Below are 25,541 nucleotides of genomic sequence, written 5' to 3' on the forward strand. Positions count from 1 at the left end.
GATTTAAATGCATTTAACGGAGGGCAGAAACGTGAGTGCCAACTTATACCCAATACCAAAAAGTTTAACGCAAGGTACACACTTCAGTGACGAAGATTACCAAGCCATGTATCAAAAATCAGTTAGCGACCCAGATGCATTTTGGGCTTCTCAATTAGAAGAGCTTGATTGGTACAAAACCCCAAGCATCATTAAAAACACCAGTTTTTCTCCTGACAATTGTGATATCAAGTGGTTTGAAGACGGTAAATTAAACGCCAGCTATAACTGTATCGACCGTCATTTGAAAGAGAATGCAAAAAAGGTCGCGATATACTGGGAAGGTGACTCGCCAGATGACGAAGAGCAAGTGACCTATCAACAATTGCACTATGAAGTGTGTAAATTAGCTAACGGCCTTAAAAAGCTGGGTGTTAAAAAAGGTGATGTTGTTGCTATTTATATGCCGATGGTGCCTCATGCTGCCTATGCAATGTTAGCTTGTGCAAGAATTGGCGCGGTACACTCTGTCATTTTTGGTGGATTCTCACCAAATGCCATTGCAGATCGTATTAATAATTCTGATGCTAACGTTATCATCACGGCGGATGAAGGCAGACGTGCAGGACGAAGCGTACCATTAAAAGCAAATGTAGATGAAGCAATCGCCAATGGCGCTTGTCCAACAATTAAGGCCGTTTTAACACATAAATTGACCGGTGGTGATGTAGCATTTGATAGTAATGTTGATGTGTGGTGGCATGAACTCATTGAAGACTGTTCGGCGCAGTGTGAACCTGAGTCTATGGATGCAGAGGATCCTCTATTTATTCTATATACTTCTGGTTCAACAGGTCAGCCTAAAGGCGTCGTTCATACCACCGGTGGTTATTTGCTTTATACGTCTTTGACATTTAAATATGCGTTTGACTACAAGCCTGATGATATTTATTGGTGCACAGCCGATGTGGGTTGGATTACTGGTCATAGTTATATGACTTATGGTCCTTTGTGTAATGGAGCATCACAAGTATTTTTTGAAGGCGTGCCGACTTATCCCGATATTCGTCGTATTGCGCAGGTCGTTGAAAAATACAAAGTAAACAGCTTATACACAGCACCTACTGCCATTAGAGCGCTTATGGCTCATGGTGAAAAGCCAGTGGAAGGTTGCGACTTATCGACGCTTCGCGTGTTAGGTTCGGTAGGTGAGCCAATTAATCCCGAAGCTTGGGAGTGGTATCATAAAGTAATCGGGCAAGGGCGTTGCCCAATTATTGATTCGTGGTGGCAGACCGAAACGGGCGGAATGATGATAGCACCGTTACCTTGTGCTACAGCACTTAAACCAGGTTCAGCGACAAGACCAATGTTTGGTGTTCAACCGGCACTTTTTGATGCAGATGGGAACGAGCTTAGTGGTGCAGCAGAAGGCAACTTGGTGATAAAAGACAGTTGGCCGAGCCAAGCAAGAACGGTATATGGTGATCATAAGCGCTTTATCGATACCTATTTTAGTGCATATCCAAATGTATACTTTACTGGTGACGGTGCTAGACGAGATGAAGACGACTATTATTGGATAACTGGACGCGTAGATGACGTATTAAATGTATCTGGTCATCGACTTGGAACCGCTGAGATTGAAAGTGCGTTAGTGGCACATAAAGTGATTGCTGAGGCCGCCGTTGTTGGATATCCGCACGATATCAAAGGACAAGGTATTTATGTCTATATTACGCCAAACGAAGGTATTGTGGCAGATGATGACTTAACGGCTGAAATCCGTAAGTGGGTGCGTAAAGAGTTAAGCCCAATTGCTACTCCCGACTTGATTCAATGGACAAGAGGTTTACCAAAAACACGTTCTGGCAAAATCATGCGTCGTATTCTGCGTAAAATAGCGGCAAACGAATATGAGCAGCTCGGTGATACCTCCACTTTAGCAGATCCGTCGGTCGTTGACTCATTAATCGATGAAAGGCTAAATCGATAATAAGTCGTTGTTATACAAGGCAAGCTGAGGCTTGCCTTTTCTTTGCCAGAAGATTATTGAAGTTTTTATTTAACTTGATACACTGGATTTTCATAAATAATAATAAGAAGGACTCAGGTCATGTATACCTTGTTAATTGCAGATGACCACCCTTTGTATCGCGATGCATTAAAGGGCGCTCTTAAAGTCGAGCATGGCGATGTCGCTATTTTGGAAACTGGAGATCTTAATACCACGGTTGAGGCATTACAAAATAATGATGTTGACCTGCTAATGCTGGATCTTCATATGCCGGGTAGTAGTGATTTGTTTGGCTTTCTTCATATTCAAAAACAATTTAGTGATTTGCCTATTGCAGTGGTATCTGGGACTGAAGACGCTGCCCTAATATCAAAGATAGTCGGCTTAGGTGCTATAGGTTTTATTCCTAAGACCGCCAGTGCTGCCCAAATCAATGAAGCGGTTCGTACAATGTTAGAAGGTGACGTTTGGTTACCTGAATCCTTAAAGCAAAAAATTCAAGAAGTTGATGAAACTTTTAGCGAACTTGCTGAGAATGTAGCGAGTTTGACGCCTTCTCAATACAAGGTTTTGTGCTATATGAGAGACGGCCTTTTGAATAAACAAATTGGCTATAACTTAGATATTGCAGAAGCAACAGTGAAGGCTCATGTTACAGCAATATTTAGAAAGTTAGGTATAAACAATCGTACTCAAGCTGTTTTAATAGCATCGGAGCTTCAACTAGAGCCACCATTAAAAGAGTCATAGGCAATTATTAAAGGTATATTTAGATATACCGATATGTATTTACACTACTATTAAGTGTCGTTAGTGTTAGTATGCTACTGAAACTAATGTTTTTTTAAAGAATATTGAATGAACAACAACGTCTTTTTCTCTTTTTGTAAGTACATTACGATGGCATTTGGCTTGCTTGGCTTTAGCTCAAGCAGCTTTGCTATTGGTGGCCTGCTGTTAGAACAATCCTCGACAACCATCAGCGTCCTTTTTTATCTATTAGCTGTCGCAATTGTCGGTTTGGCTATTGGCTTATTTTTCATTAAAACTAAAAGTCAGCTTGCACTAAATAAAGAAAAGAAATTTAGTAGTCAACTAAACAACCGCATTGAGACGCTTGCTAGTGGTGTTGTGCAAGTGGATGAAACTGGTAAAGTTGTTTCTATTAATAAGGCAGCGGCGAAGTTACTAGGTCGCGACCCACAGCGAGTCAAAGGAACATATTTCGAAGAATGCTTTGCAGATGATGCAAAAGATGAAATCAAGCAAGCTTTCAATCAACAAGAGTCTACTATTCATGCCCTTGCTCGTGCATCTAATGTTTACCTTATAGTTGGATTTTCAGCCTTAGAGCAAAATATTAGACCATTTACTAGGTCAATCAGTTTGACCAGCGAAAATACATTAAAAAGAGCATTTGATAGCTCTCAAGAGTCATTGTTTCATTTACGTCACATTATAAAATCGATGCAAATGGGTCAATTATGGCTCGATACGCGTGAAAAAACCTATATCTACGACCATGCTTTTGACCAATTACTGTTATTAGGTAGTTGCGAAAATGAACAAGACACTTCTGCTCCACAAGCGATTAAAGAACTGACGGATCGTCTGCATCACAAAGATAATACGCAGTGGTCCAAAGCATTACAACGAGCTCAATCTGAAGGTATTGCCGTTGTTCACGCAAGATTTAGATTTTCGACACAAACCGACTCGCTAGTTCATATACCTACCAAATTAACGTTCATTACATATGGTGGTGAGCGCGATGATGATGGTTTATTTTTCAAGTTTCATGTCTTGGTCGAAGAAATTCAAGATTATAATTTGCTTAAGCAAGAAAGTGAGCTTTTGCAAGAACAGCATCAAGCCACTTTATTGGCAGACACCGACGCCTTATATGGTTTAGACGCTGATGGAAATCTTGTTTGGTCGAACTCTAACTTTAATCAATTATTCAGATTAGCGTGTCCAAATGAGCGAGACAAAAATCTTTTACGTACCGAGTTTTTCCCCGAACATGTAAGCAAATTACACTTGTCTCAAAATTCAAGTGCAAGTACTAAAATGCAGCAATCATTTAGTATTGAGTTTAGTAACGGAAAAGTCGGACATTACCAAATTTCGGTGGGATTCTATTCTCATAAAGACCGCTTAAGTAATCGTAGTATTAAAGGCGTAGTAGGCGCGATTAAAGACGTTACGCAATACACAGAATTAGGCTATAAACTTAAACAAACGCAAACAACGCTTGATAGTTTGATGAGCTTATCGCCAATTGGTATTGCCACCTTGGATGCCGATGACAATATCAAAAGCATCAATGAAACAATGGCTCAACGGCTCAAGTTCGATAGAAATTCACTCGATAAGCTTGATTTTTATCAACTATTTAGTAGTTCCTCAGATGCTGGTAAAGCAGCAAAGAAACTCCATCAACACGGTTATTTGCATAACTATCATACAGTGTTGGAAGGTGGCGACGAAAAGTTACATCCTAGTGAGCTAAACATTGATTTGTTCGATAAGGATAAAAACGAATATTTGTGTTGGGTAACTGACCGAGATGGTGAGCGATTTGAACAAGACCAGTTTGATAGCCTTCTACAGCATAGCACCATGCCGATGGCAGTTTTAGACGATAGTGGCTTTATTAAAGTAAACCAAGCCGCGTGTGATTTCTTTGGTCAATCTGAACCTCATCACTTGATGGGGTTGTCACCGGCTGAAAACAAATTTAATCAAGATAAAAAACGCGCACGTGAACTAGCAGAAACTATCAATCATGCGAAAATCACAGGTAAAGTAAAGTCATTGCAATGGCAGCATCGTGTAGATGGGCAGGACTTACCTTGCTACGTGACCTATGTGCCGATGTTTAAGCAGCAAGTATTACAGTGTGTTTTATGCCTATGGGAAGACAAACGAGCGCTTGAAGAAGCTGATTTGGCTAGAATAGAAGCTATTAATCTACATCATGCGGCGCAGCGCGAAGTCGCCGAAAAACAAAAACTGCTGTCAAATAGCCAAGACCAACTTGCCAACAAAATGCGAGCGCTTAATGAGACAGAGCTTCGCCTTGAAAAGCTACAGCAGAACCTTAAAGGTGCCAGAAACGAATATTCTGATTTGCAACATTCGCTCGAAAAAACAAAGCGTAACTACGAAGCGACACAACGTGAGCTAGCCGAGAGCGAGCAGAGCGTTAGAAATTTAAATAAGCAACAGCGTGAACAGCAAGATAAGATGAGTTCCTTAGTTGATCAAATTCAAGGCATGAAGCAAACCGTGGCTGATAAGGATTCTCAACTTAATATTGTGGGTGAGCAGCTGCAATCTTTGCAATCTAAACTTACAGAGTCTAAAGACACGACTCTTGATTTGAAAGATCAGTTAGAAGCACAGCATAAGATTAGTCAAGAAGCTGAAAAACAACGTCGTGAAATTGCTGAAACATATGAAAATGCGCAAGCTGAGCTTAGGAACAAAGGCCGACATATTGATCACTTGCAAAGCGAAATGCAAAAACTCGAGCAAATGTCTAAGCAAGAAAAAGATGAAATGCAGTCTCATCAATCAGCACTTGAAAATGAGTTAAAAGAAAAGCTAAGTTTGTTAGAACGTTCAAAAGAAGCGTTACAGCAGGCCAAACTTGATGCGGAAAAAGAAAAGTTAGAAAAAGCAAAACAGCAAGAAACAATGCAGCGAATTCAAAATGAATTGCTGCAAGCTGAAGAGTCTGCTGCTGCCAAAGCACAAGAAATGGCGGAAAAAGAAGCGAAACAACGGGATATCCAACGCACTTTAGCAATGGAGCTCAAAGACAAACAAGCCAAACTGCGCGAAGCTGAAGATATTCTAAAAGACGCAAAACAAGAGACTGAAGCAGAGAAAGAGCAAAAAGAAGAACAAAAAAGAGCACTTGCTAAGATAAAAGAAGAGCTTGTTGATATTGAAAAGCGCAACGAAGAGCAAGACCTTGTTATCAGCCAAGGTAAAAAGCAATGGCAAGAAAGTCAGCAAAACCTTGAAAAAGAAATCGAAGCAAAACGCGATCAATTAGTCTCAGCTAAACAAAGCATGGATGAAATCCAGCAACAAGCTGCAAAAGAGCGTGTACTTAGACTTGAAAAAGAACAACAACTTGAGCAGCTCAAGCTTGAATTAGCAGATGTAGAAACGCGCGCGACCAAGCAAAAAGAAATGCTTGAGGGCAGTGATGAACAATGGCGTAAGCACCATGCTGAAATCGAGAAACAAAAAGGCCTGTTAAAGCATGCGCTAGAACAAGCTGAGACGCAAAACAAACGTTTACATGCTCAACTTGAAGGTAAGCTTAGTGATTTGCAAGCGGCTGAAAGTGAAGTTAATAAAACACAGTCAACTGAAAAAGAACTCCAATCTGAACTCAACAAAGCTAAGCAGCAAATGCAAGCCTTGAATGATCGTATTAGTGAGCAAGAAAGCAAAGAAACGGAACTTGAAGCACAACTTGATCAAAATCGACAAGCCTTGTTAAGCAAAGAGTCTGCGATATCTCAGCTTGAAGAGAATCGTGCACAACTGGCCGGTCAGTTGAAAAAAATGCAACGCGAATACCAATCTAATCGCGACACTTTGGGCAAAGAACAGCAAAACCAAAACGAGTTGGCAGGAAAACTTGAGCAACTTGAAAAAGCACTGCAACAAAGTAAATCAGCATTGTCCGACAAGGAACAAGCATTAAAACAAGCTCAGTCTGAGCTTGTGCAAAGTGAATCTAAGATAGTTGAACAAGAAAAAGCTTTGGTTTCAGCGCATAAGGAAGAGCTAATTAAAGCCAAGCAAGAGGCATCACCTAATCAGCTTATTCGTGCTGACATTGAATCGATGCCGATGCCAGATAAGCCTAATGTTTGGTTTGATCTATTGCCATTTTTACGCAATCAACCAGAAATTCAATCACTACCACTTGCATTGAATACCTTGCTAGACAACCTACAAGCAAGTATGACTAGCCTTGAGGAGTCACTAGAGGTTAACGACCACATACAAATAAAGACGCGTACACAAGAGTTGGTGAAGCTGTCGGAGCAGGTTAATTCAGAAGCACTATCGTACTTGCTACGTAGTATTATGGATGACTGTAAAAATGGTATGGTTGATAATGTCTCTATACGTTGGCCAGTAACAAAGCAAGGGCTTGAGAAAACCCTAAAAGTGGTTTATTCACATCTTAAAAACTAAGGCAATGAGCAGCGTTAACTCTCTTTTAAATTGAGCATCTACTGAAAACGTGAGTGAGCTTACCTCACTCACGTTTTAATAAACTTAATCATGCTTTGTATAAGGGTTCTTAGTTTCGCAGGTTTAATGGGTTTTGATAAATAATTAACACCTTGGTCACTACATAACTTCAATAAGTCGTCACCTCGTTTAGCGGTAACTAAACATGCAGGTAAGATAGTGTTGGATTGCTGGCGCAACATATCAATAATTTCAAGTCCATCGGGTCCACGTCCTAATTGATAATCTACCAGCAGTATGTGGGGTTCAAATTCTTTAGCGGTAGCAATTGCTACTTTATAATTAAGCGCCATTTTAACATTTGCTCCCCATTTCACCAATAAGGTTTCCATGGCGTCTAAGTTTTCTTGTTGGTCATCGATACATAAAATTTTGAGATTATCAAATGCCAAGCGTGCTGGCTGTTTTATGATTTTGGGCATCTCAGGGGCTGGCACATCGATAAACTCAAGGCTAAAACACGAGCCTTTGTTTTCAGTAGAATCAACTTTTATTGTGCAGTCTAATTGTTGGCTTAGACGCTTAACAACTCCCAGACCAAGCCCAATACCTTGTTCTGAGGTGTTTTCTACTCTATAAAAGTCACTAAATACTGCTGCTTGTTGGAGCTTAGGAATGCCGATGCCGGTGTCTCGAATTTGAATAAGTACTTTATTTTGTCTCTTCCTAACGGTTAGCAGGACCTTTCCTTTACGCGTATACTTAACGGCGTTTGATACTAAGTTTTGGATGATTCTATATAGGTATGTCTTATCTGCGCTTACCCAACAGTCAACTATTTTGTATCTAAAATCTAGTCCTTTTTCCCTTGCCTTCATGCTAAGTTCATTGATGATTGGTGTCATTGTTTCAGTAATGTTGACGGTCTCAATGAAAGGTTTTAACTCACCTTGATCTAGCCGAGAAATATCTAAGATTGTGCTAATGAGGGTTTCACTTGATACTACCGAGTCATTTAATTTAGACATGATAACTTTCATGTCTTCTTCCATCGGGCTCTCTTGCAAAGCTGTGATATATAATTTGGCTGCGTTAAGCGGTTGTAAGACATCATGGCTTGCTAGCGCTAAAAAGCGTGTTTTACTCTCGTTTGCAGATTCAGCTTCTTGTCTTGCGCGGATAAGACTTTTCTCTAGGTCATTACGTCGTTCTATTTCTAGTCTTAATTCAGCATTAATTGAGTGGACTTCTTCTGTTCGCTTAGCAACGCGGGCAGCAAGATCAATATTGGTTTCTTTAAGTGCTTGCTGGATTTCTACATGACCGGTGATGTCGTTAAAGCTTGTTACAAATCCGCCTCCGGGTAAAGGGTTTCCAACCATTTCTATAACATGTCCATCATCTCGTTGGCGTGTAAAGCGATGCGGCGTACTGTTACGCAAATGTTCCAAGCGTTTTTGCACCTGCAGTTCAATTTCACCTGGGCCACAGTCTCCTCTAAGGACATTAAAACGAATCAATGGCTCTATAGGAGCACCGACCATAACAAGTTCATCAGGGTAACTAAATAAGTCTGTATAGCGCTTATTCCAAGCGACCAAGCGCAAGTTCTTATCAATAACACTGATTCCCTTAGTCAATGTTTTCTAGTGAAGTCAACAAAGCACTCATATTAAATTGCATGGCTTGTGCGGTATCGTCAAAAAAGTTAACGACTTCAGTGATATCAAGCTTTTTACCTCTTACCAAGCTATCAATCAGAGCTTTAGCACTTGATGAGCCTACAACGCCTCCTAAGGCGCGTTCACAAAATGCCAGTATATCTTCATTAGCTTTATCTGCAGGTATAAGCTCGCTGCCTGTTTGCTTGCTAAATGCTTCAAATAATTGGGCACAACGTTGTTCGCCTGTAAAGCGTGTAATGAGAGTCTGTAAATCTGCAATCGTCACTTCAAAAACGGCTTTACCGGTTTTTTCGTCACTATAACTACGGGGCCTGACAAAGGCTTTGGCTTGGATGCGGTCGATTAAACGTGGCTTTGAGCTCAACGAAAAACCAATATAAAAAACTATATTTGCTATTAGGCTGTAAATTGCGCCTTGGCTTAAAAGATCATTTGAATACGCGACGTAGTTTTGTGAAAGGATAGGGATAAACAAAAATAATAGCCAAACCAGCAAACCTGCTAATAGGCCTGCATAAACGCCATGAGCATGTGCTCGTTCCCAATACAAGCCACCAACAATAGCAGGTAACAAATGGATAACCAACGAAAAGGCTAACAAACCAATAGATGCTAATGATGATTGCTCTGCCATTGCTTGTTGATAAGCAAAACTTAATAACAAGATAAAAAAGATTACGCCGCGTCTAATGCTTTTGATGCGGGCCACTCTATTTTCGCTACGGTATGTTTCTCGGTCCATCAATTTAGGTAATACAACATCATTGGTAATCATAGTGCTTAACGTTAATGTGGCGACGATGATCATAGCGGTCGCTGCTGAAATACCACCAAAAAAGACAATCACTTGTAGCAAGAATGACTCTGAAAATAAGGCTATCCCCATTACATAGCTGTCACCTTCTAAACCTTGCTCGGCAAATAAATATTTCCCTGCAGATGCGATAATCGGGATTGTGATCGCAATGAGTGTCAAATAGATCGGAAAAAACCAACGTGCAGTACTCACATGTTCCAAACGAAGGTTATCGATAACGGTCACGTGAAATTGTCGTGGTAAGCATATAATAGCAGCAGCTGCCATTAGCGTTTGTGCCCAAAATGAAAATGACATAAAACTTTGATAAGCCGACGTGTTAAAAAACTCAATCGTTAAGGAGTGGCTTTGTGTTTTGGTCCAAAATGAATAGCCTACGATGGCGACCAAAATCAATGCAATTAGCTTGATAACGGATTCAAATGAAATCGCAAGAATTAAACCTCTTCTGTATTGTGTAACATCAGTATTTCGTGTACCAAAATACATTGCAAAAAGCGCAATAAACGCTGTCGCGGTGATAACGATTAGTTGGCTATTTTGCTGTTCGGTAATCAATTGAAAGGTTGAGCCGATTGCTTTTAGTTGAAGGCCGATGTAAGGGATTGTGGCTAATAAAGCAATTAAGGTGACCAGCAATGCTACTACTTGTCGCTTACCATAACGAGCGCTAATAAAATCTGCGATTGATATGATATGTTGACGTTTACTTACAAAAATTAACTTGTAAATAAAGCGATGAAAAAAGGTATATACCAGTATAGGACCAAGTAAAATGGGTAAGTACATCCATTGATTTTCACTTGCTTGACCTACGGCACCAAAAAACGTCCAAGCAGTACAATATATCCCTAAAGCCAGACTATAGACTAAAGGATGAGATGTGATCCATCTGGCGGTTGGAGAGTTAGTATCACCCCATCGTGCGATATAGAATAAAACCGTTAGATATCCGAGGGCTAGAGCTAACCAAGCTAGTGACATGTTAATTTCCATACAATGTTTTAACATCTATCACTTTATCATAAACACCACACATACATACACCGTAAGACCAAGGTATCATTTTACGCCTTTATATAAATGTCTATTGTTGTCTCAACCCTTGAATAAATGGGTTTTGCGGATTGTTTTGTAAATGTATGAGCAACAACATTTACCTAAGACACTCTGCAAGAGCCATGGTTATAGAAATGTAAAATTATAAAATGCAGAGGAACAAAAAATGGGCTTTAAAAATGAAGGTGATCAAAAAGCTTATTGGAAAGAGAATCTTTCCATATTATTTAAGCTTTTAATTGTGTGGTTTGCGGTATCGTTTGGCGCAGGTATTTTGCTTGTTGACCAGCTAAACCAAATCCATATTGCAGGTTTTAAACTAGGATTTTGGTTTGCTCAGCAAGGCTCAATCTATGTATTTGTAGCATTAATTTTTGTTTACATGAGCAAAATGAATGCTTTAGACAAAAAATACGGCGTAGAAGAGGAGTAATACCATGGATGTTCAAATGTTAACATTTTTAATAGTAGGAGCGTCTTTCTTACTATATATCGGCATCGCAATTTGGGCTCGTGCTGGCTCTACCACAGATTTTTATGTCGCTGGTGGCGGTGTCCCTCCTGTGTTAAACGGGATGGCAACTGCGGCAGACTGGATGTCAGCAGCATCATTTATTTCAATGGCTGGTCTTATCTCATTTATGGGATATGACGGTGCTGTATATTTGATGGGGTGGACAGGCGGCTACGTGTTGCTAGCTTTATGTTTAGCACCTTATCTGCGTAAGTTTGGTAAATTTACTGTGCCTGATTTCATTGGTGATCGTTATTACAGCCAAACGGCTCGTACGGTCGCGGTTGTTTGTGCTATTTTTGTTTGTTTCACCTATGTCGCGGGTCAAATGCGTGGAGTAGGCGTTGTATTTAGTAGATTCTTAGAAGTTGATATCACAACAGGTGTGGTTATTGGTATGGCAATCGTCTTTTTCTACACTGTTTTAGGTGGAATGAAAGGCATTACATATACTCAAGTAGCACAGTTTTGCGTACTAATTTTTGCTTATCTTGTTCCTGCGGTATTTATTTCCATGATGGTAACAGGTCATATTTTACCGATGACTGGTTTTGGTGCGACGCTTTCAGATGGTAGCGGTGTATTTTTACTTGATAAGTTAGATGGGTTATCCACTCAGCTTGGCTTTAATGAATACACCAGTGGTTCAAAAAGTATGATTGATGTATTTTGTATTACCTTTGCCTTAATGGTAGGTACTGCAGGATTACCACATGTTATCGTACGCTTTTTCACTGTTCCTAAAGTTGCCGATGCGCGTAAATCAGCTGGTTGGGCACTTGCGTTTATCGCTTTGCTTTATACAACAGCTCCTGCTTTAGCATCATTTGCTCGCGTAAATATGATTGAGACTATCAATGGTGTTGAGCAAACAGGTACTGAATATGCTAAAGCTCCTAGCTGGATTAAAAACTGGGAAGAAACTGGCCTTATCGCTTTTGATGATAAAAACGGTGACGGCAAAATGTTCTACTCGGGCGATGAGCGTAACGAAATGAAAATTGACCGTGATATTATGGTCCTTGCTAACCCTGAAATTGCTGGATTGCCTGCTTGGGTCATCGCTCTTGTCGCCGCCGGTGGCGTTGCAGCAGCCTTGTCTACTTCAGCTGGTTTGCTCTTGGTTATTTCAACCTCGGTATCGCATGATCTCTTGAAGAAAACGTTTGCGCCTAATATAAGTGATAAAAATGAATTACGAAGTGCACGTATTGCCGCTGCGGTTGCAATATGTATTGCAGGCTACTTTGGGATTAATCCGCCCGGATTCGTTGCGCAAGTTGTCGCCTTTGCCTTTGGCTTGGCAGCATCAAGCTTCTTCCCAATCATCATCATGGGTATCTTCTCGAAGCGCATGAATGATAAGGGTGCAGTGTCAGGTATGATAGCGGGTATCTTGTTTACCGCGACTTATATCTCATACTTTAAGTTTGTTAATCCTGCGGCTAATAACCCTGAAAACTGGTGGTTTGGTATTTCACCAGAAGGTATTGGTTCAATAGGTATGTGTGTAAACTTCATTGTTGCCTTTGCAGTGTTCAAAGTGACCAAAGAAGCACCAAAAGAGATACAAGACTTAGTTGAAAGTATTCGCTTCCCGAAAGGTGCAGGTGAAGCTTCAGCTCACTAAGATAGTGAACTAAGTTTGATGTAAATCATAGTAAAAGCCCAGCATATGCTGGGCTTTTTTGTTAAATTAAATCAACTGCTTAATACCATATTTAAGGTGGATAAATGAGTTCGACTGTGCAACAAATTTTGGATTTCATTAGTAATGAAAGCCCTTTTGACATACTTGATGAAGCACTATTAAATGAAATTGCTAAAAACAGTCACCTCATTTATTTGGCGCACGAGAATCAAGCTAAGTTGTTAGATGATTATGCCGATTGCTTGTACCTGATTCAAAACGGCCAATTTGCTGTAAAGGATTGTGATGAGCCTATTAAACACCTAAGTGATGGCGATTATTTTGGGTATACAAAACTACTCGACCAAGCAGATTATAATCTACAAGTCACCGTTGATAACTCTGGTATTGTGCTGTGTATTAGTCAAGCAATGTTTAAACAATGTTGCAAAACAGAGGCATTTTTGCAGTTTTTTGATGCCAGTAAATGCAATGCACTGCAAAATCAAGCGGTTGAAGATTCTAAATCCATGTGGCTGTACAAACCCTTATTTGAGGTTGTGCAAGGCAACCCATATATTATTGGTCCAGGAGAAAGTATACAAAGTGCGGCGGCATTAATGAGTGATAATGGCGTTTCATCTGTGCTAGTTATGCAAGACTCACAGCTGTTAGGGATTGTGACAGACCGTGATTTACGCAATAGGGTAGTTTCAAAAGGCTTAAGCCCTCAACTCCCCGTTAAACAAATCATGACCGAAAACCCGTCTTATTTAACAAAAAATAAAACAATTTTTGATGCAATTTGTATTATGAATGAAATCGGTGTTCATCACTTGCCCGTCTTAGATGCAAGAACAGGCGAGCCTTTTGGCATGATTACAAACACGGATATATCCAGACAGCAGCGGGCTAATGTACTGTTTGTGATAAGTGATTTATCAAAATCAGAAACGGTTGATGAATTAGCATCAAATGCATGGCAAGTACCCCAGTACATTGCCAGTACTGCAAAACGCGCGGGTGATTATGACATTGCTGGTAAAGTGCTTGCGCAAGCCACAGATATTATGACCAGAAAGCTGATTAGTTTTTATGAACAAGCACACGGAAAAGCGCCATTTACTTATTGTTGGTTGGTTTATGGTTCTCAGGCAAGAGAAGATCAAACAATGGGTTCTGATCAAGACAATGGTTTACTCTTGGCTCAAGAGCCGCAAACAGATGCTCAAGCAAGATATTTTGAAGGTCTAAGCTCGTTTGTATGTATGGGTCTTGGTAAATGTGGGATAAAGTTGTGTGATGGCAATATTATGGCTAGTAATCCTAAACTTCGTTTGTCGCTTGAAGCGGCAATAAGAGAGTCCGAAAAATGGGTAAAGAGTCCAACGCCCTCAGCCATACTTGATTTTAATATATTTTTAGATGCTCGCGCGGTTGCGGGCGATTTATCATTATTTAAACGCTTACAGGAACATCGCAAATCGCTATTTACACAAGCGATGTTTTTAGCAGCATTAGCAAGAACTGCAAATGAAGTAAGTGTACCTTTGTCGATGTTTCAAAAATTTGTGTATGTGAAAAGTAAAGCAAGTAAAGGACATAAAGATTGTATTGATATTAAAAAATCATCGGTCGCGATTATTAACAATATAGTCAGACTATATGCTCTTAGCAGCGGTGTCGGCTTGCCCGGTACTGTTGCACGATTGAATAACTTATCATCAGATTGTGGTTTATCACCTAAAGATAGGAATAACCTTAAGGATATTTGGTTGTTCATGAACCGTATTAGATGGCGTCATCAACTTAACAATGATGTAGATGATAACTTAGTACGCATTAGTGACTTGTCTTCCATTGAAAAGCATCAGCTTAAAGCCTCGTTTCAAGCTATTCATCGGGCGCAACAAGCAGTTGTGCTGAGATTCTCAGGCGGTATTGGCTAATGTTAGAATTTATAAGCAAGGTTATTACCGGTCAAGAGCCTATTGCAGCGAGATTCGCTAATATGCCTCACAAAGATTTACCCTTGCTATCAATAGATTTAGAGTTAACAGATTTAGATACCAAACTTGCGAAAATCACTTCGGTTGGCTGGGTAGAAGGTAAGATGTTTGATGTTGACTTATCTACGGCAAATTATGATGTTGTGCGCGCCAGTGGTGACTTAAAGCAAAGTCCGGTGATTCATGGCTTATGTGCAAAAGAAATTGCAGCTGGCAGTCATATAGCAGAACAATTAGAACAGCTTCGCAAGTACACGCAAAGCCATGTGTGGATATTTCACAATGCGACTTTAGACATGCGAGTATTGCAAAAGATGTGGCAGTTGTTAGGGTATGAGAAAGCCCAAGTAAACACAATTGATACCATGCTTTTACAAGTATACGTAATGGAAAAAGCTAACGGGTTTGTGCCAAGTGGTTCAGTGACTTTAGGTAATTCAAGACAGTTCTATGGTTTGCATGAAGCACCTGAACACAATGCACTTGACGATGCTCTGGCTACCTTGACCTTATTATTTGCTCAATTATATAAAATTGACAAAACGGGTATGAGCTCATTGAAACAGTTATCTCACACCCGCGCGATTAAAACATTTACACTTGGGGCTTAAATAACCCCTAACTCGTGTAGTCGTTCTTGTAAATATTCATCTGCAGTGTATTTTTCAGATAGCACGACATCAGGCCTTGGGTGCAAAAACAAAGGCAAAGAAATACGCGCTTTTGTTGTGTCAGTCCCTTCAGGATTTATGACTCGGTGCGTTGTAGAAGGAAAGTAGTGACCAGATGCTTCTTGCAACATATCCCCAATATTCACAATCAAATTACCAAAATCACTTGGCACATCTAACCAAGTGCCATCTTTTGCTTTAACTTGCAGACTAAGGTTCGTTTGCCGCAGGCAATATAGTGATAAGGTTGATGTCTTCATGGGCTGCCGCACGAATCGCATCAGGCTCCTCGTCACCGGCCAAAGGTGGGTAGTGCAAAATTCTTAGCAGAGTCTGCTCACTGTCTTTTATCATAGTTGATAGTGATTGTTTGTAGTGCGTTGACACCTTTGTGGGCGATTCTTGTTCAATCCAATTGAGTAGCTCTTTGGCTAATACAAGCGTGTCATTGTAGTAGCTTGAGATCTCTTCTTTCAAAGATTCAGGGCATTTCCCCCAAGGATAATAATGATAATATTCTTTGATATCTTTTTTGGTAAACCCTTTTGCTATTTCTGAGACAGATTGAGGAAAAAAGCCATCTTGGGTATCTTTATTGTAAGTATATTTTGTTTTTTCTTGAGTGTTAAAAAACGCTTGCCAATTTTGATAAATATTGGTGACCCTTTGTTGAGAAATAGGGTGGTTTTTTAGTACACCAAAGCCCGTTTGTCTCAATGATTCAACAAAATCTTTTGCCGCGGTGGGTGATTGATAATCTATGGCTTGTAAAGTCATATTGGTTCTCTTTCTTACATTATTTATCTTGTCAATCCTGCGCTATTGCAGGTCATGCTAGTGACAAGAATATGCCGGCTAGCGCAGCACTCATAAGGTTGGCAAGGGTTGCCGCAAAGACAGCTTTTAAACCTAGTCTTGCAATGTCTTTTCGTCTACCCGGGGCCATCGCGCCTATGCCACCCATTAGTATGGCAATGGATGATAGGTTGGCAAATCCACACAAGGCAAAGGTGATGATTGCTTGTGAAGACTCAGACAACTGCTCGGTGTAATTAATAAAGTCTAAATAAGCGACAAACTCATTAATGACTAATTTTTGGCCAATAAAGCTGCCAGCTAGTTGCGCCTCTTGCCATGGTATGCCAATTAACCACGCTATTGGCATAAACATATAGCCTAAAATCACTTGAATCGTTAGGTTTTCATTGCCGGCTAAGCCACCAAAAAATCCTATAATTCCATTTAACATGGCGATTAGTGCAATAAAAGCTAGTAGCATAGCCCCTACGTTAACCGCAAGCTTCATACCAGAAGACGCACCACTGGCGGCTGCATCAAAAACATTTGCGTATTCTTCTTTATCTGATGCAATATCGGTTAAGGTTTGATTGGGCGTTTCGGTTTCTGGTTCGATGATTTTAGCCATTAATAAGCCAGCCGGTGCAGCCATAAAACTTGCCGCTAAGAGGTATTTAAGTTCTACGCCCAAGCTTGAATAACCAACCATTATGGAGCCGGCTACTGACGCTAATCCACCAACCATCACCGCAAATAGCTCTGAGCGAGTCATTTTTGGAATAAAAGGTTTTACAATAAGAGGAGCTTCAGTTTGCCCCACAAAGATATTTGCAGCAGCTGACATTGATTCAGGTTGACTTGTGCCCAATAACTTACGCAGTCCGCCACCAATGATCGCAATAACAAATTCCATGATTCGAAGATGGTATAACACAGCAATTAAGGAAGAGAAAAAGATAATGACAGGTAAGACGTTAAAAGCGAATATAAAGCCCAATGATTTTTCGTTTGCGGGGTTGCCTAATGGGCCTAATAAAAATTCAATCCCTACACCGCTATAATTAATAATATTCTGCACAAAGCTAGTAAGAGTATTAAGAAACTCTACTCCGACACTTGTGTACAAAACAAAGCCACCTATCAAGGCTTGTATGGCAAATGCGCCGCCTACGGTTCGCCAGTTAATATTGTTACGAGCGCTGCTAGCTGCATAAGCAACTGCAAATAAAAAGACTACACCTAAAATACTAATCATCTAAATCATGCCCGTTTTGTTGTTTAAAAAGATACGCGCCAAGCACATCCACTGCCAGATAGTTTTCACCACCGTGAGGAACAATTAAATCAGCAAAGTTTTTACTTGGACGGATAAACTTGTGATACATCGGTTTGACCGTTTCTTCATATTGTTTGGCGACAGACGATAACGTCCTTTGCCTTTCTTGAGTATCTCGAAGCATTCTTCGCATTAGGCAAACATCAAGCGGGGTATCAACAAATACTTTAAAACTAAAATGATCAAACAACTGAATTTGTGTCAACAACATTATCCCTTCGATGATAATAATCGGCGCCACTTTGACTTTTTGTGCATTTTTTAAGCGGGTATGTGTTTTATAACAGTAGCTAGGATAATTAATTGTTTTACCATCATAGAGACTTTGAAGGTGTTCATTGAGCAGATCGTGTTCAAATGCATCAGGATGGTCGTAATTAGTTTTGGCGCGCTCTGATTCTAGAATGTGGTCTTGCGACTTGTAATAATGGTCCTCTTGCAAAACCAAAACATCTTGCCCTTGCTCTTCTAGCTTTAGCTTTAAATTTTGTGTAAACAATGACTTACCTGAGCCTGAGGCGCCAGATATTGCGACAATAATGGGTTTGATTTTGCTTTGCGCATTTTGCTTATTTGGCATAATTGACCAACTACCGCTAATATTAACTGTGTAAACCAAGCGCTAGTTTAGGGGCAATTTGTTTACATTACAAAATAAAAAAATGATAAGAATATGAAATAAGACAAAACTGTAATAAAAGTGTCATTAAAGCAAAGGAAAATACGTCGCGGGAAAACAGCATAATTCTTAAAAACACATAGGGAAACTATAATGTTTACAAAAAACAAGATTAACAAGGTCGCTCTTGCAGTTGCTTTGTCAGTTGGTCTTTCGACCGCCGCTATGGCGCAAGAAACATCATCAGCAATGGAAGGTCGTATATTAAGTCCTTCTGGTGCACCAGCAGCTGGAACGATCGTAACAGTCATTCACGTACCATCTGGTACGAGCAGACAAACGGTTGTTAGCGATGCGGGTACATTCACAATGCGCGGTTTACGTGTTGGTGGACCTTACCAAATCATTGTTGATTCAAATGAATTCCAAGATACTACTGTTGACGGCGTATTTATCAACTTAGGCGAAGAATTTGACGTAAATCTTCAATTAGAAGCTAGCTCAGATATTGAAGTCATTAGTGTAAACGCTTCAGCAGTAAGCACTTCAGCTTTTGGCGCGACCGGTCCTCAATCTATCTTTAGCCTAGAAGACTTACAAAACGCACCTGCTATTAACCGTGATATTAACGATATTGTACGTGCTGACCCACGTGTATTCGTTGATGAAAGCTCAAACGATTCAATTCGTTGTGGTGGTGCAAGCCCTCGTTTTAACAGCTTAACGCTTGATGGTGTTCGTCTAAACGATACATTTGGTCTTAACCGTAATGGTTACCCAACTGAGCGTATTCCATTTTCTTTTGATGCTATTCAAGAAGTGGCGGTAGAGCTTTCTCCAAATGATGTTGAATACGGCGGTTTTACTGCTTGTAACATCAACGCAGTTATCAAGTCAGGTACTAACGAAATTAAAGGTGGTGCTTTCTTCGATTACACTAGCGATTCTTTCCGTGGTGATACCGTTAATGGTGAGAAGCAAGACAACGGTGATTACACTGAAGAACGTTATGGTGTTCACATTGGTGCTCCTCTTATTGAAGATACGTTGTTCATCTTTGCAGCTTATGAAAAGCTAGAAGGCGTTCAATTATTCGATTACAACCTAGGTAGTGGCCGTGTAACAGAAGCTGATATTGCTGATGTAACGCGCATTGCTCAAAGCGTTTATAACTATGATGTTGGTGGTAGACCGGCAAGTGGTCCTGTTGAAGATGAAAAGATTCTTGTTAAATTAGACTGGAACATTACTAATGACCACCGCGCTGCATTGGTTTACATCTACAACGATGGTTTCTCTTTAAGCCAATCTGATGGTGGCTTTGGTCGTGTATCTCTTTCAAACCACTTCTATGAGCGTGGCGCAGAGTTAGATTCAACAGTACTAACGTTATACTCAAACTGGACTGATGATTTATCTACTGAGTTCCGCATTGGTAAAACAAATCTAGATAATCGTCAAATCTCACTTGACGCAGCATCAGGTTTCGGTGAAGCACAAATCAGAACTGCAGGTGGCGGTACAATATTTATTGGCCCTGATGACTCTCGTCAATCAAACGACCTTAACTGGGAGCGTTTAGACCTTAAATTTGCAGGGACTTACTACTACGGTGATCACACGATTACTGCTGGTGTTGAGTATGAAGAGCAAGACGTATTTAACTTGTTTATGCAACACACCATTGGTGAGTATCGCTTTGGTAGCATCGAAGAGTTTGAGCAAGGCTTAGTTGACCGTATTTATTACAACAACTCAGCGGGTACTAACAATCCAGCTGACGCCGGTGCAACGTTTAACTTTGATATTACAACGTTTTACGTACAAGACGAGTTCTATTTGACTGACGATTTACAAGTTAAATTGGGTCTTCGTTACGAAAAATATTCATCTGGTGATGTACCTCGTTTGAACCAAAACTTCACTGACCGTTATGGCTTTAATAACCAAGGTAACGTTGATGGTATAAGCTTATTGCAACCTCGCTTTGCATTTAACTGGGCATTATCAGACGATTTCGAACTACGTGGTGGTATCGGCTTGTTCTCAGGCGGTAACCCAAATGTTTGGATTTCAAATGCTTACTCAAACGATGGTGTGACCAACATCGGTACTCGTGAAGATGATTTAGCTAGCTATGTATTCCGTGAGCCAGTTGACTTAAATGGTCTTGATATCAGCGGTCAAGGTCGCTTAATCTATGACGTCCCGCAAGAATTGTTTGACCTAGTAGCGAATACTAGTACAACAAATGGTGACGGTAACGTTGTAGCAACTGACCCAGACTTTGAAATTCCATCAGAGTGGAAGTACACATTAGGTGCGACTTACTTAGCGCCAAATGACTATGTATTTACAGCGGATCTTATCTTTGTAAACAGACAAGATTCTGCTCTATACCGCGATGCAAACCTATCGTTTGTGGGTGCAAGCATTTTGCCTGACGGCAGAGTTGCATATGGCCTTGTAGACGATGGTCGCCGTGTAGGTAGCGACTTTGTATTAGGTAACGTAGAAGAAGGTGATGGTCAATCAACTATCTTCTCACTAAGCGCTGCTAAAGAGTGGGATAACGGCGTAAGTGCAACACTTGGTTACTCTTACATTGAAGCTGAAGATGCTAACCCAATGACTAGCTCAGTTGCGTTTTCAAACTACGTTGGTTTTGCCACAAGCAATCCAAATAACCCAGTTGCAGCAACCTCTGACTATGAAATTCCGCATCGTTTAACACTTAGCTTAAACTATGCAACAGAATTCCTAGATGGTTATGAGACGCGTTTCAGCTTGTTCGCACAAGCGTCTGACGGTAAGCCTGGTTCATTTGTATTTGATAGCGATTCAGAAGCTTTTGAAAGCTATGACACTGCATCAGGTAGACAACTTTTATATGTGCCAGAAGGTGACGGCACCGATGGTGTTACTTTCTCTGATGCGGCAACTGAAGCAGCATTCTTTGACTGGGCTGATTCTCAAGGCCTAGCTAGAGGCGAGATTGTAGACCGTAACAGCGTCAACTCTGATTGGTGGATTAAAGCAGACATTCGTGTCAGCCAACAATTACCAGCATTTAAAGAAGGTCACAAAGCAAGCGCATTCTTCGTGATTGAAAACTTCACAAATATGCTAAATGATGAGTGGGGCGACTTTAATCAGTACAGCACTCGTGAGCAAGTGGTAGAAGTGAACCTAGTAAATGACGAATACGTGTATTCGAACTTTAGCACACTAAGGCCAAGGTTTGATTCGTGGACCATCTCTATGGGAAGTACGCGTTGGTATTAACTACAGATTCTAATCTTTAGTTAAGCTATATCGATTAAAAAGCCTAGCACTTCGCTAGGCTTTTTTGTGTCTGCTGTATTACACTTGGGCATACCATGTTTTGATTTAAGTGTTTTATGGCTCAAATTCTTCTTCCCAGCACCATGCAAATTGGTCCAAACAGCATCGACGAAATAATGAGTGTTTTGCACACCGTATCGTGCACAAAACCTTTGATTGTGACTGATCGAATGATGGTATCCTTAGGATATGTTGACAGGCTCACCGCGCTTTTAGATAAACACTGTTTTAAATATTCCTTATTTGCAGACTCGATGCCCGAACCCACAGTGTCATCTATTGAAGCCGGTATTGCGCTGGCCAAAGCACAAGACGTTGATGGCATTATTGCCATTGGTGGTGGCAGCCCGATTGATAGTGCAAAGGCTATTTCGATACTAGCGGTATATGGTGGGTCTATGCATGACTATAAGTTTCCTGTTGTTACTCATAAAAAAGGCTTACCGATAGTTGCCATACCAACAACGGCAGGTACAGGATCGGAGGTAACTAAATTTACAGTGATGACAAATCAAGATACAGATGAAAAGATGCTCTGTGTTGGCCAAGGATTTATGCCAGATGCGGCTATTATCGACTATACCTTAACATTGTCGCTACCACCTCGCACAACTGCCGATACAGGTATTGATGCCATGACACATGCTATTGAGGCTTATGTGAGCCAAAAGGCAAATGCGTACAGCGATAGCCAAGCGCTTGCTGCCTTATCCCTCATTGGTCCTAACTTACAAACCGTTTATGAAGACGGCACTAACAAAGTGGCTAGAGAAGCAATGATGTTGGGCGCCACCTTAGCTGGGTGTGCTTTTTCCAATGCATCTGTTGCCTTGGTTCATGGAATGAGTCGACCTATAGGTGCCTTTTTCCATGTGCCCCATGGCTTATCAAATGCGATGCTCTTACCCACTGTTACTCGATATTCAATCTCTGGAGCACCAAAACGCTATGCACAATGCGCTGTTAGTCTGGGTATAGTGGACAAAGACGCATCAATTGCAGATGCAAACGAAAAGTTGTTAAATTTTCTAGATACCTTGAACAAAAAGCTTGATGTTCCTAGTCCTAAAGACTACGGCATTGACCAAGGTCGTTACGAAAGTTTGCTGGAGACTATGGCAGCTCAAGCATTAGCATCGGGTTCACCTTTAAATAACCCTCGTGTGCCCAGTAAAAGCGAGCTAATTCACCTTTACAAGGATGCATTTAATTAAACGATAATGTGAATGCTCTTTATTCATTTTTATTCTTTATACGTAAATATAAAAAGTAGACGCCTAAGCTTGCTATACCTGCTAGTAAGCCTACAAAGCCATCAAATATTATTGCGCTAATACCGCTAACGAGTCCCGGTAGAATTGAGATTGTATTGGTGAATTCAATTATTGATGCAGATATATGATGTAAATAGGCTATTGAATGAACGAGAATACCACCACCGACCAAAAACATGGCTAAGGTACCCACTATTGTCAGTCCTTTCATCAATATTGGTGCAAAGGCTAAAAGCCCTCTGCCTAGAATATTTTGAAAGTGATTGAAATTGCCACTTAAGGATTTTCGCAATAAATACAAACCAGCGTCATCAACCTTAACAATTAAGGCCACAAAACCATAAACGCCTATGGTGAAAACAATGGCCAGAAAGCTAAGAACACTAATTTGCGTCATGAGTGTTGAAGCTTGTACTGTTCCTAAAATGATCACGATGATTTCGGCCGATAGGACAAAGTCGGTACGAATAGCGCCTTTTATTTTGTCATTTTCAAGCGAAACTAGGTCTTGTTTTATATCATTAACGGCATCGATATGTGCTTGTTGGTGCTGCAGATAAGCTTGTTTCTCGAATAGATTATGATGTATTTTCTCGCTGCCTTCAAAACACAAAAACAAGCCGCCACAAATTAATAAATAGGGAATCATCCAAGGCACAAAGGCACTAATTAATAGCGCACTTGGTACTAAAATGAATTTATTTAAAAACGAGCCTTTTGCAACTCGCCATACAACTGACAATTCTCGGTCTGCATGAACACCTGAAATTTGTTGAGCATTAAGTGCTAAATCATCTCCTAACACGCCAGCTGTTTTTTTTGCGGCAACTTTTGATAATATCGCGACATCATCTAACACTGTTGCGATGTCATCAAGAAGTGTTAACAAGTTAGCTGCTGGCACATCAATATCCTTTTGTAATTTCTACCTAATTTAGTAATGTCAGCGTAAGCTATGCGGCTTAGTTAGCGAGTGCTTGCTGTAATACTTTTGCATGTTCACCTAAATCATGACCTAAGTTAGTTAAATAGCCGCCATCTGGCTGGCTAATAATTCCTTTATCAAAAAGGCGCTGAGCAGCTGATATTATGGCAGGGTCTGCGTCGTTGTGTATTTTGATACCTTGCATGAGGCTTTTATCGGGAAATTTAAGGATTAGGTTGAGCTCGTCAGTTAAGGTTTGATCAAATGTCATTGTCATATAATGCTCGTTGTTGTGGCCAAAAGAGAAGGTCAAAATTTGACTAGACTTTTAGACTATAACGGATTTACTACAATTACAAAGAATAGTTTAGCGCTCGATAATTTGTGTTCGCATAGGGACTAGTCGAGCCAATAGTTTGTTTTGGGTGGTAAAATCTATATTAGATTTATCCATTGCATTGATAAGCAAATCAACGACCTTATTGAAGTGACGTTGATTGATATCCATTCCGTCGTGGACACGCTCCATTGAATCGCCAGTATATGTGCATGGACCGTCGGTTATCTCGCACAAATGTTGAACAAACATTTTATGAAAACGGTCTATATTTGTGTTTTCGAAATAAGCGCGTATCTCGGGACTATTGCCAATCTCTTCAATAAAGTGATTTGAGATTTCTGTTATTTTTTGAGAACCCCCTATTTCGTCATATAGTGAATATGATGTGCTAGTGCATGCACTGCTTAGTGCAACAAAGATGACAAAACATAAACGTAACAAATGTGCACTCATGATAGCTTCCAGATTAATATAGTTGTCCACTAAGTGATAAAAACAAGCCAGCTTGTGAGGGGGCACCGGCTATCGTGCCCAAATCCGCGTAAGCTAGCGTAATATTAATATGCTTATTAGGAAAATAGCTGACAAAGACATCAAGCCAGTCACTCTCACCAAGCCCTAAATTATCTGGTTTTTGTCTGTACTCTATGCCAAAGGCTACATGCCTTGAAAAAAGTACTCCGGCACTTGCCTCAAGCATTAAATCTCGGCTCGAATCATTTTGTGCACCAAAACCCAAAAGCCCAAGTTCATTGGCGTTTGTAGAACGAAGTGTTACGTTCCACACACTATTGAAGCCCATCACATTACCAAGGTGAATCTTACTTGCGGCGATATAAACGTCTATACCTGAATTATCAGAAGCACCCAAGGCAGTGGCAATAGCGTCATCATTTAAGTGTTTATATAAAGCGCCAACACTGATTTGTGGCCATGTAGAATATACCGCATCACCAAAGATACGCACTTTTGCGCCAATGATATCTTGGTCAATCATACCGCCAAGGGTATCTAAGTTAAATTGGTGCTTGGTGGCACTTACTTCTATGCGATCATAAAATGAAGCACTTATGCCATATGCATTGAGCGTGTAATCGTCTAAGAATACCCTAGCTAAATGAGCATTAACTGATATTTCATCTTTTGTATCATAGCCAGATAAGGTTGCCCAAGGAACTATTCCACCACCACCAGTCCCCTCTATTTGAATCAAACCAGAAGTGCCAATCAGTTTGCCCTGGCTTTCATAGGCATACGTTTTATGGCTAAATAGTAAACATGTCATAAGGGAAAA

14 protein-coding genes and 3 pseudogenes are annotated in these 25,541 nt (G+C 40.4%); 9 read left to right on the plus strand and 8 right to left on the minus strand.

Annotated elements, in window-relative coordinates; all coding sequences use genetic code 11:
* The first annotated feature begins 31 nt into the window (after nucleotides 1–31).
* From acs to ACZ1G6_RS02895, 3 genes are all read left to right on the plus strand, one after another.
* Nucleotides 32–1,975, plus strand: coding sequence for an acetate--CoA ligase (gene acs / locus ACZ1G6_RS02885; protein WP_472617982.1), 1,944 nt, complete (start codon nucleotides 32–34; stop codon nucleotides 1,973–1,975).
* Nucleotides 1,976–2,095: 120 nt separating this feature from the next.
* A complete protein-coding gene (locus ACZ1G6_RS02890) occupies nucleotides 2,096–2,746 on the plus strand; it encodes a response regulator transcription factor (RefSeq protein WP_472617983.1) in 651 nt (216 codons plus the stop codon).
* A gap of 108 nt (nucleotides 2,747–2,854) precedes the next feature.
* On the plus strand, nucleotides 2,855–7,225 hold the full coding sequence (locus ACZ1G6_RS02895) for a PAS domain-containing protein (RefSeq protein WP_472617984.1): 4,371 nt from the start codon (nucleotides 2,855–2,857) through the stop codon (nucleotides 7,223–7,225).
* A gap of 68 nt (nucleotides 7,226–7,293) precedes the next feature.
* Here the strand turns inward: ACZ1G6_RS02895 and ACZ1G6_RS02900 are convergent.
* Nucleotides 7,294–10,711 (minus strand): annotated as a pseudogene (locus tag ACZ1G6_RS02900) (PAS domain-containing hybrid sensor histidine kinase/response regulator).
* 241 nt (nucleotides 10,712–10,952) lie between these two features.
* Between ACZ1G6_RS02900 and ACZ1G6_RS02905 the strand changes: the two are divergent.
* The 4 genes from ACZ1G6_RS02905 (at nucleotide 10,953) to ACZ1G6_RS02920 (ending at nucleotide 15,550) form a co-directional block, all read left to right on the plus strand.
* Nucleotides 10,953–11,219: a DUF4212 domain-containing protein gene (locus ACZ1G6_RS02905; RefSeq protein WP_472617985.1), complete on the plus strand. Its 267-nt coding sequence runs from the start codon at nucleotides 10,953–10,955 to the stop codon at nucleotides 11,217–11,219.
* 4 nt (nucleotides 11,220–11,223) lie between these two features.
* Entirely contained in the window at nucleotides 11,224–12,930 is a 1,707-nt protein-coding gene (locus ACZ1G6_RS02910; RefSeq protein WP_472617986.1) for a sodium:solute symporter family protein, read from the plus strand.
* A gap of 104 nt (nucleotides 12,931–13,034) precedes the next feature.
* Nucleotides 13,035–14,879: a DUF294 nucleotidyltransferase-like domain-containing protein gene (locus ACZ1G6_RS02915; protein ID WP_472617987.1), complete on the plus strand. Its 1,845-nt coding sequence runs from the start codon at nucleotides 13,035–13,037 to the stop codon at nucleotides 14,877–14,879.
* Nucleotides 14,879–15,550 (plus strand): 3'-5' exonuclease, encoded by a 672-nt coding sequence (locus tag ACZ1G6_RS02920; protein WP_472617988.1) that lies wholly within the window; start codon nucleotides 14,879–14,881, stop codon nucleotides 15,548–15,550. Before ACZ1G6_RS02915 ends, ACZ1G6_RS02920 begins: the two co-directional genes overlap by 1 nt.
* Here the strand turns inward: ACZ1G6_RS02920 and ACZ1G6_RS02925 are convergent.
* The 3 genes and pseudogenes from ACZ1G6_RS02925 to udk form a co-directional block, all read right to left on the minus strand.
* Nucleotides 15,547–16,387, minus strand: a pseudogene (locus tag ACZ1G6_RS02925) (2OG-Fe(II) oxygenase family protein). The gene ACZ1G6_RS02920 and the pseudogene ACZ1G6_RS02925 overlap by 4 nt on opposite strands.
* A 52-nt stretch (nucleotides 16,388–16,439) precedes the next feature.
* Nucleotides 16,440–17,663 carry a NupC/NupG family nucleoside CNT transporter gene (locus tag ACZ1G6_RS02930; RefSeq protein WP_472617989.1) on the minus strand — a complete coding sequence of 408 codons (1,224 nt, stop codon included), beginning with the start codon at nucleotides 17,661–17,663 and terminating at the stop codon, nucleotides 16,440–16,442.
* Nucleotides 17,656–18,324 (minus strand): uridine kinase, encoded by a 669-nt coding sequence (gene udk / locus ACZ1G6_RS02935; RefSeq protein WP_472617990.1) that lies wholly within the window; start codon nucleotides 18,322–18,324, stop codon nucleotides 17,656–17,658. Before udk ends, ACZ1G6_RS02930 begins: the two co-directional genes overlap by 8 nt.
* Nucleotides 18,325–18,516: 192 nt before the next feature.
* On the opposite strand from udk, the pseudogene ACZ1G6_RS02940 reads away from it, so the two are divergent.
* Together ACZ1G6_RS02940 and ACZ1G6_RS02945 are read left to right on the plus strand one after the other, a co-directional pair.
* A pseudogene (locus tag ACZ1G6_RS02940) lies at nucleotides 18,517–21,661 on the plus strand (TonB-dependent receptor).
* A gap of 103 nt (nucleotides 21,662–21,764) precedes the next feature.
* A complete protein-coding gene (locus ACZ1G6_RS02945; protein WP_472617991.1) occupies nucleotides 21,765–22,922 on the plus strand; it encodes an iron-containing alcohol dehydrogenase in 1,158 nt (385 codons plus the stop codon).
* 19 nt (nucleotides 22,923–22,941) lie between these two features.
* On the opposite strand, the gene ACZ1G6_RS02950 is transcribed toward ACZ1G6_RS02945, so the two are convergent.
* The 4 genes from ACZ1G6_RS02950 to ACZ1G6_RS02965 form a co-directional block, all read right to left on the minus strand.
* Entirely contained in the window at nucleotides 22,942–23,886 is a 945-nt protein-coding gene (locus tag ACZ1G6_RS02950) for a DUF808 domain-containing protein (RefSeq protein WP_472617992.1), read from the minus strand.
* Nucleotides 23,887–23,944: 58 nt separating this feature from the next.
* A complete protein-coding gene (locus tag ACZ1G6_RS02955; RefSeq protein WP_472618914.1) occupies nucleotides 23,945–24,178 on the minus strand; it encodes a TIGR02647 family protein in 234 nt (77 codons plus the stop codon).
* 96 nt (nucleotides 24,179–24,274) lie between these two features.
* Entirely contained in the window at nucleotides 24,275–24,700 is a 426-nt protein-coding gene (locus ACZ1G6_RS02960) for a group I truncated hemoglobin (RefSeq protein ID WP_472617993.1), read from the minus strand.
* Between the two features lie 13 nt (nucleotides 24,701–24,713).
* Nucleotides 24,714–25,532, minus strand: coding sequence for a DUF3034 family protein (locus ACZ1G6_RS02965; RefSeq protein ID WP_472618915.1), 819 nt, complete (start codon nucleotides 25,530–25,532; stop codon nucleotides 24,714–24,716).
* Nucleotides 25,533–25,541: the final 9 nt, after the last annotated feature.

The organism is Glaciecola sp. HA4-3, from assembly GCF_055693685.1.

What these genes read in the sequence shown, in the direction of transcription:
- ACZ1G6_RS02890 (WP_472617983.1), top strand. Translation starts at nt 2,096, where the DNA reads ATGTATACCTTGTTAATTGCAGATGACCACCCTTTGTATCGCGATGCA.
- ACZ1G6_RS02895 (WP_472617984.1), top strand. Translation starts at nt 2,855, where the DNA reads ATGAACAACAACGTCTTTTTCTCTTTTTGTAAGTACATTACGATGGCA.
- ACZ1G6_RS02905 (WP_472617985.1), top strand. Translation starts at nt 10,953, where the DNA reads ATGGGCTTTAAAAATGAAGGTGATCAAAAAGCTTATTGGAAAGAGAAT.
- ACZ1G6_RS02910 (WP_472617986.1), top strand. Translation starts at nt 11,224, where the DNA reads ATGGATGTTCAAATGTTAACATTTTTAATAGTAGGAGCGTCTTTCTTA.
- ACZ1G6_RS02915 (WP_472617987.1), top strand. Translation starts at nt 13,035, where the DNA reads ATGAGTTCGACTGTGCAACAAATTTTGGATTTCATTAGTAATGAAAGC.
- ACZ1G6_RS02920 (WP_472617988.1), top strand. Translation starts at nt 14,879, where the DNA reads ATGTTAGAATTTATAAGCAAGGTTATTACCGGTCAAGAGCCTATTGCA.
- ACZ1G6_RS02930 (WP_472617989.1), bottom strand. Translation starts at nt 17,663, where the DNA reads ATGATTAGTATTTTAGGTGTAGTCTTTTTATTTGCAGTTGCTTATGCA.
- udk (WP_472617990.1), bottom strand. Translation starts at nt 18,324, where the DNA reads ATGCCAAATAAGCAAAATGCGCAAAGCAAAATCAAACCCATTATTGTC.
- ACZ1G6_RS02945 (WP_472617991.1), top strand. Translation starts at nt 21,765, where the DNA reads ATGGCTCAAATTCTTCTTCCCAGCACCATGCAAATTGGTCCAAACAGC.
- ACZ1G6_RS02955 (WP_472618914.1), bottom strand. Translation starts at nt 24,178, where the DNA reads ATGACATTTGATCAAACCTTAACTGACGAGCTCAACCTAATCCTTAAA.
- ACZ1G6_RS02960 (WP_472617993.1), bottom strand. Translation starts at nt 24,700, where the DNA reads ATGAGTGCACATTTGTTACGTTTATGTTTTGTCATCTTTGTTGCACTA.
- ACZ1G6_RS02965 (WP_472618915.1), bottom strand. Translation starts at nt 25,532, where the DNA reads ATGACATGTTTACTATTTAGCCATAAAACGTATGCCTATGAAAGCCAG.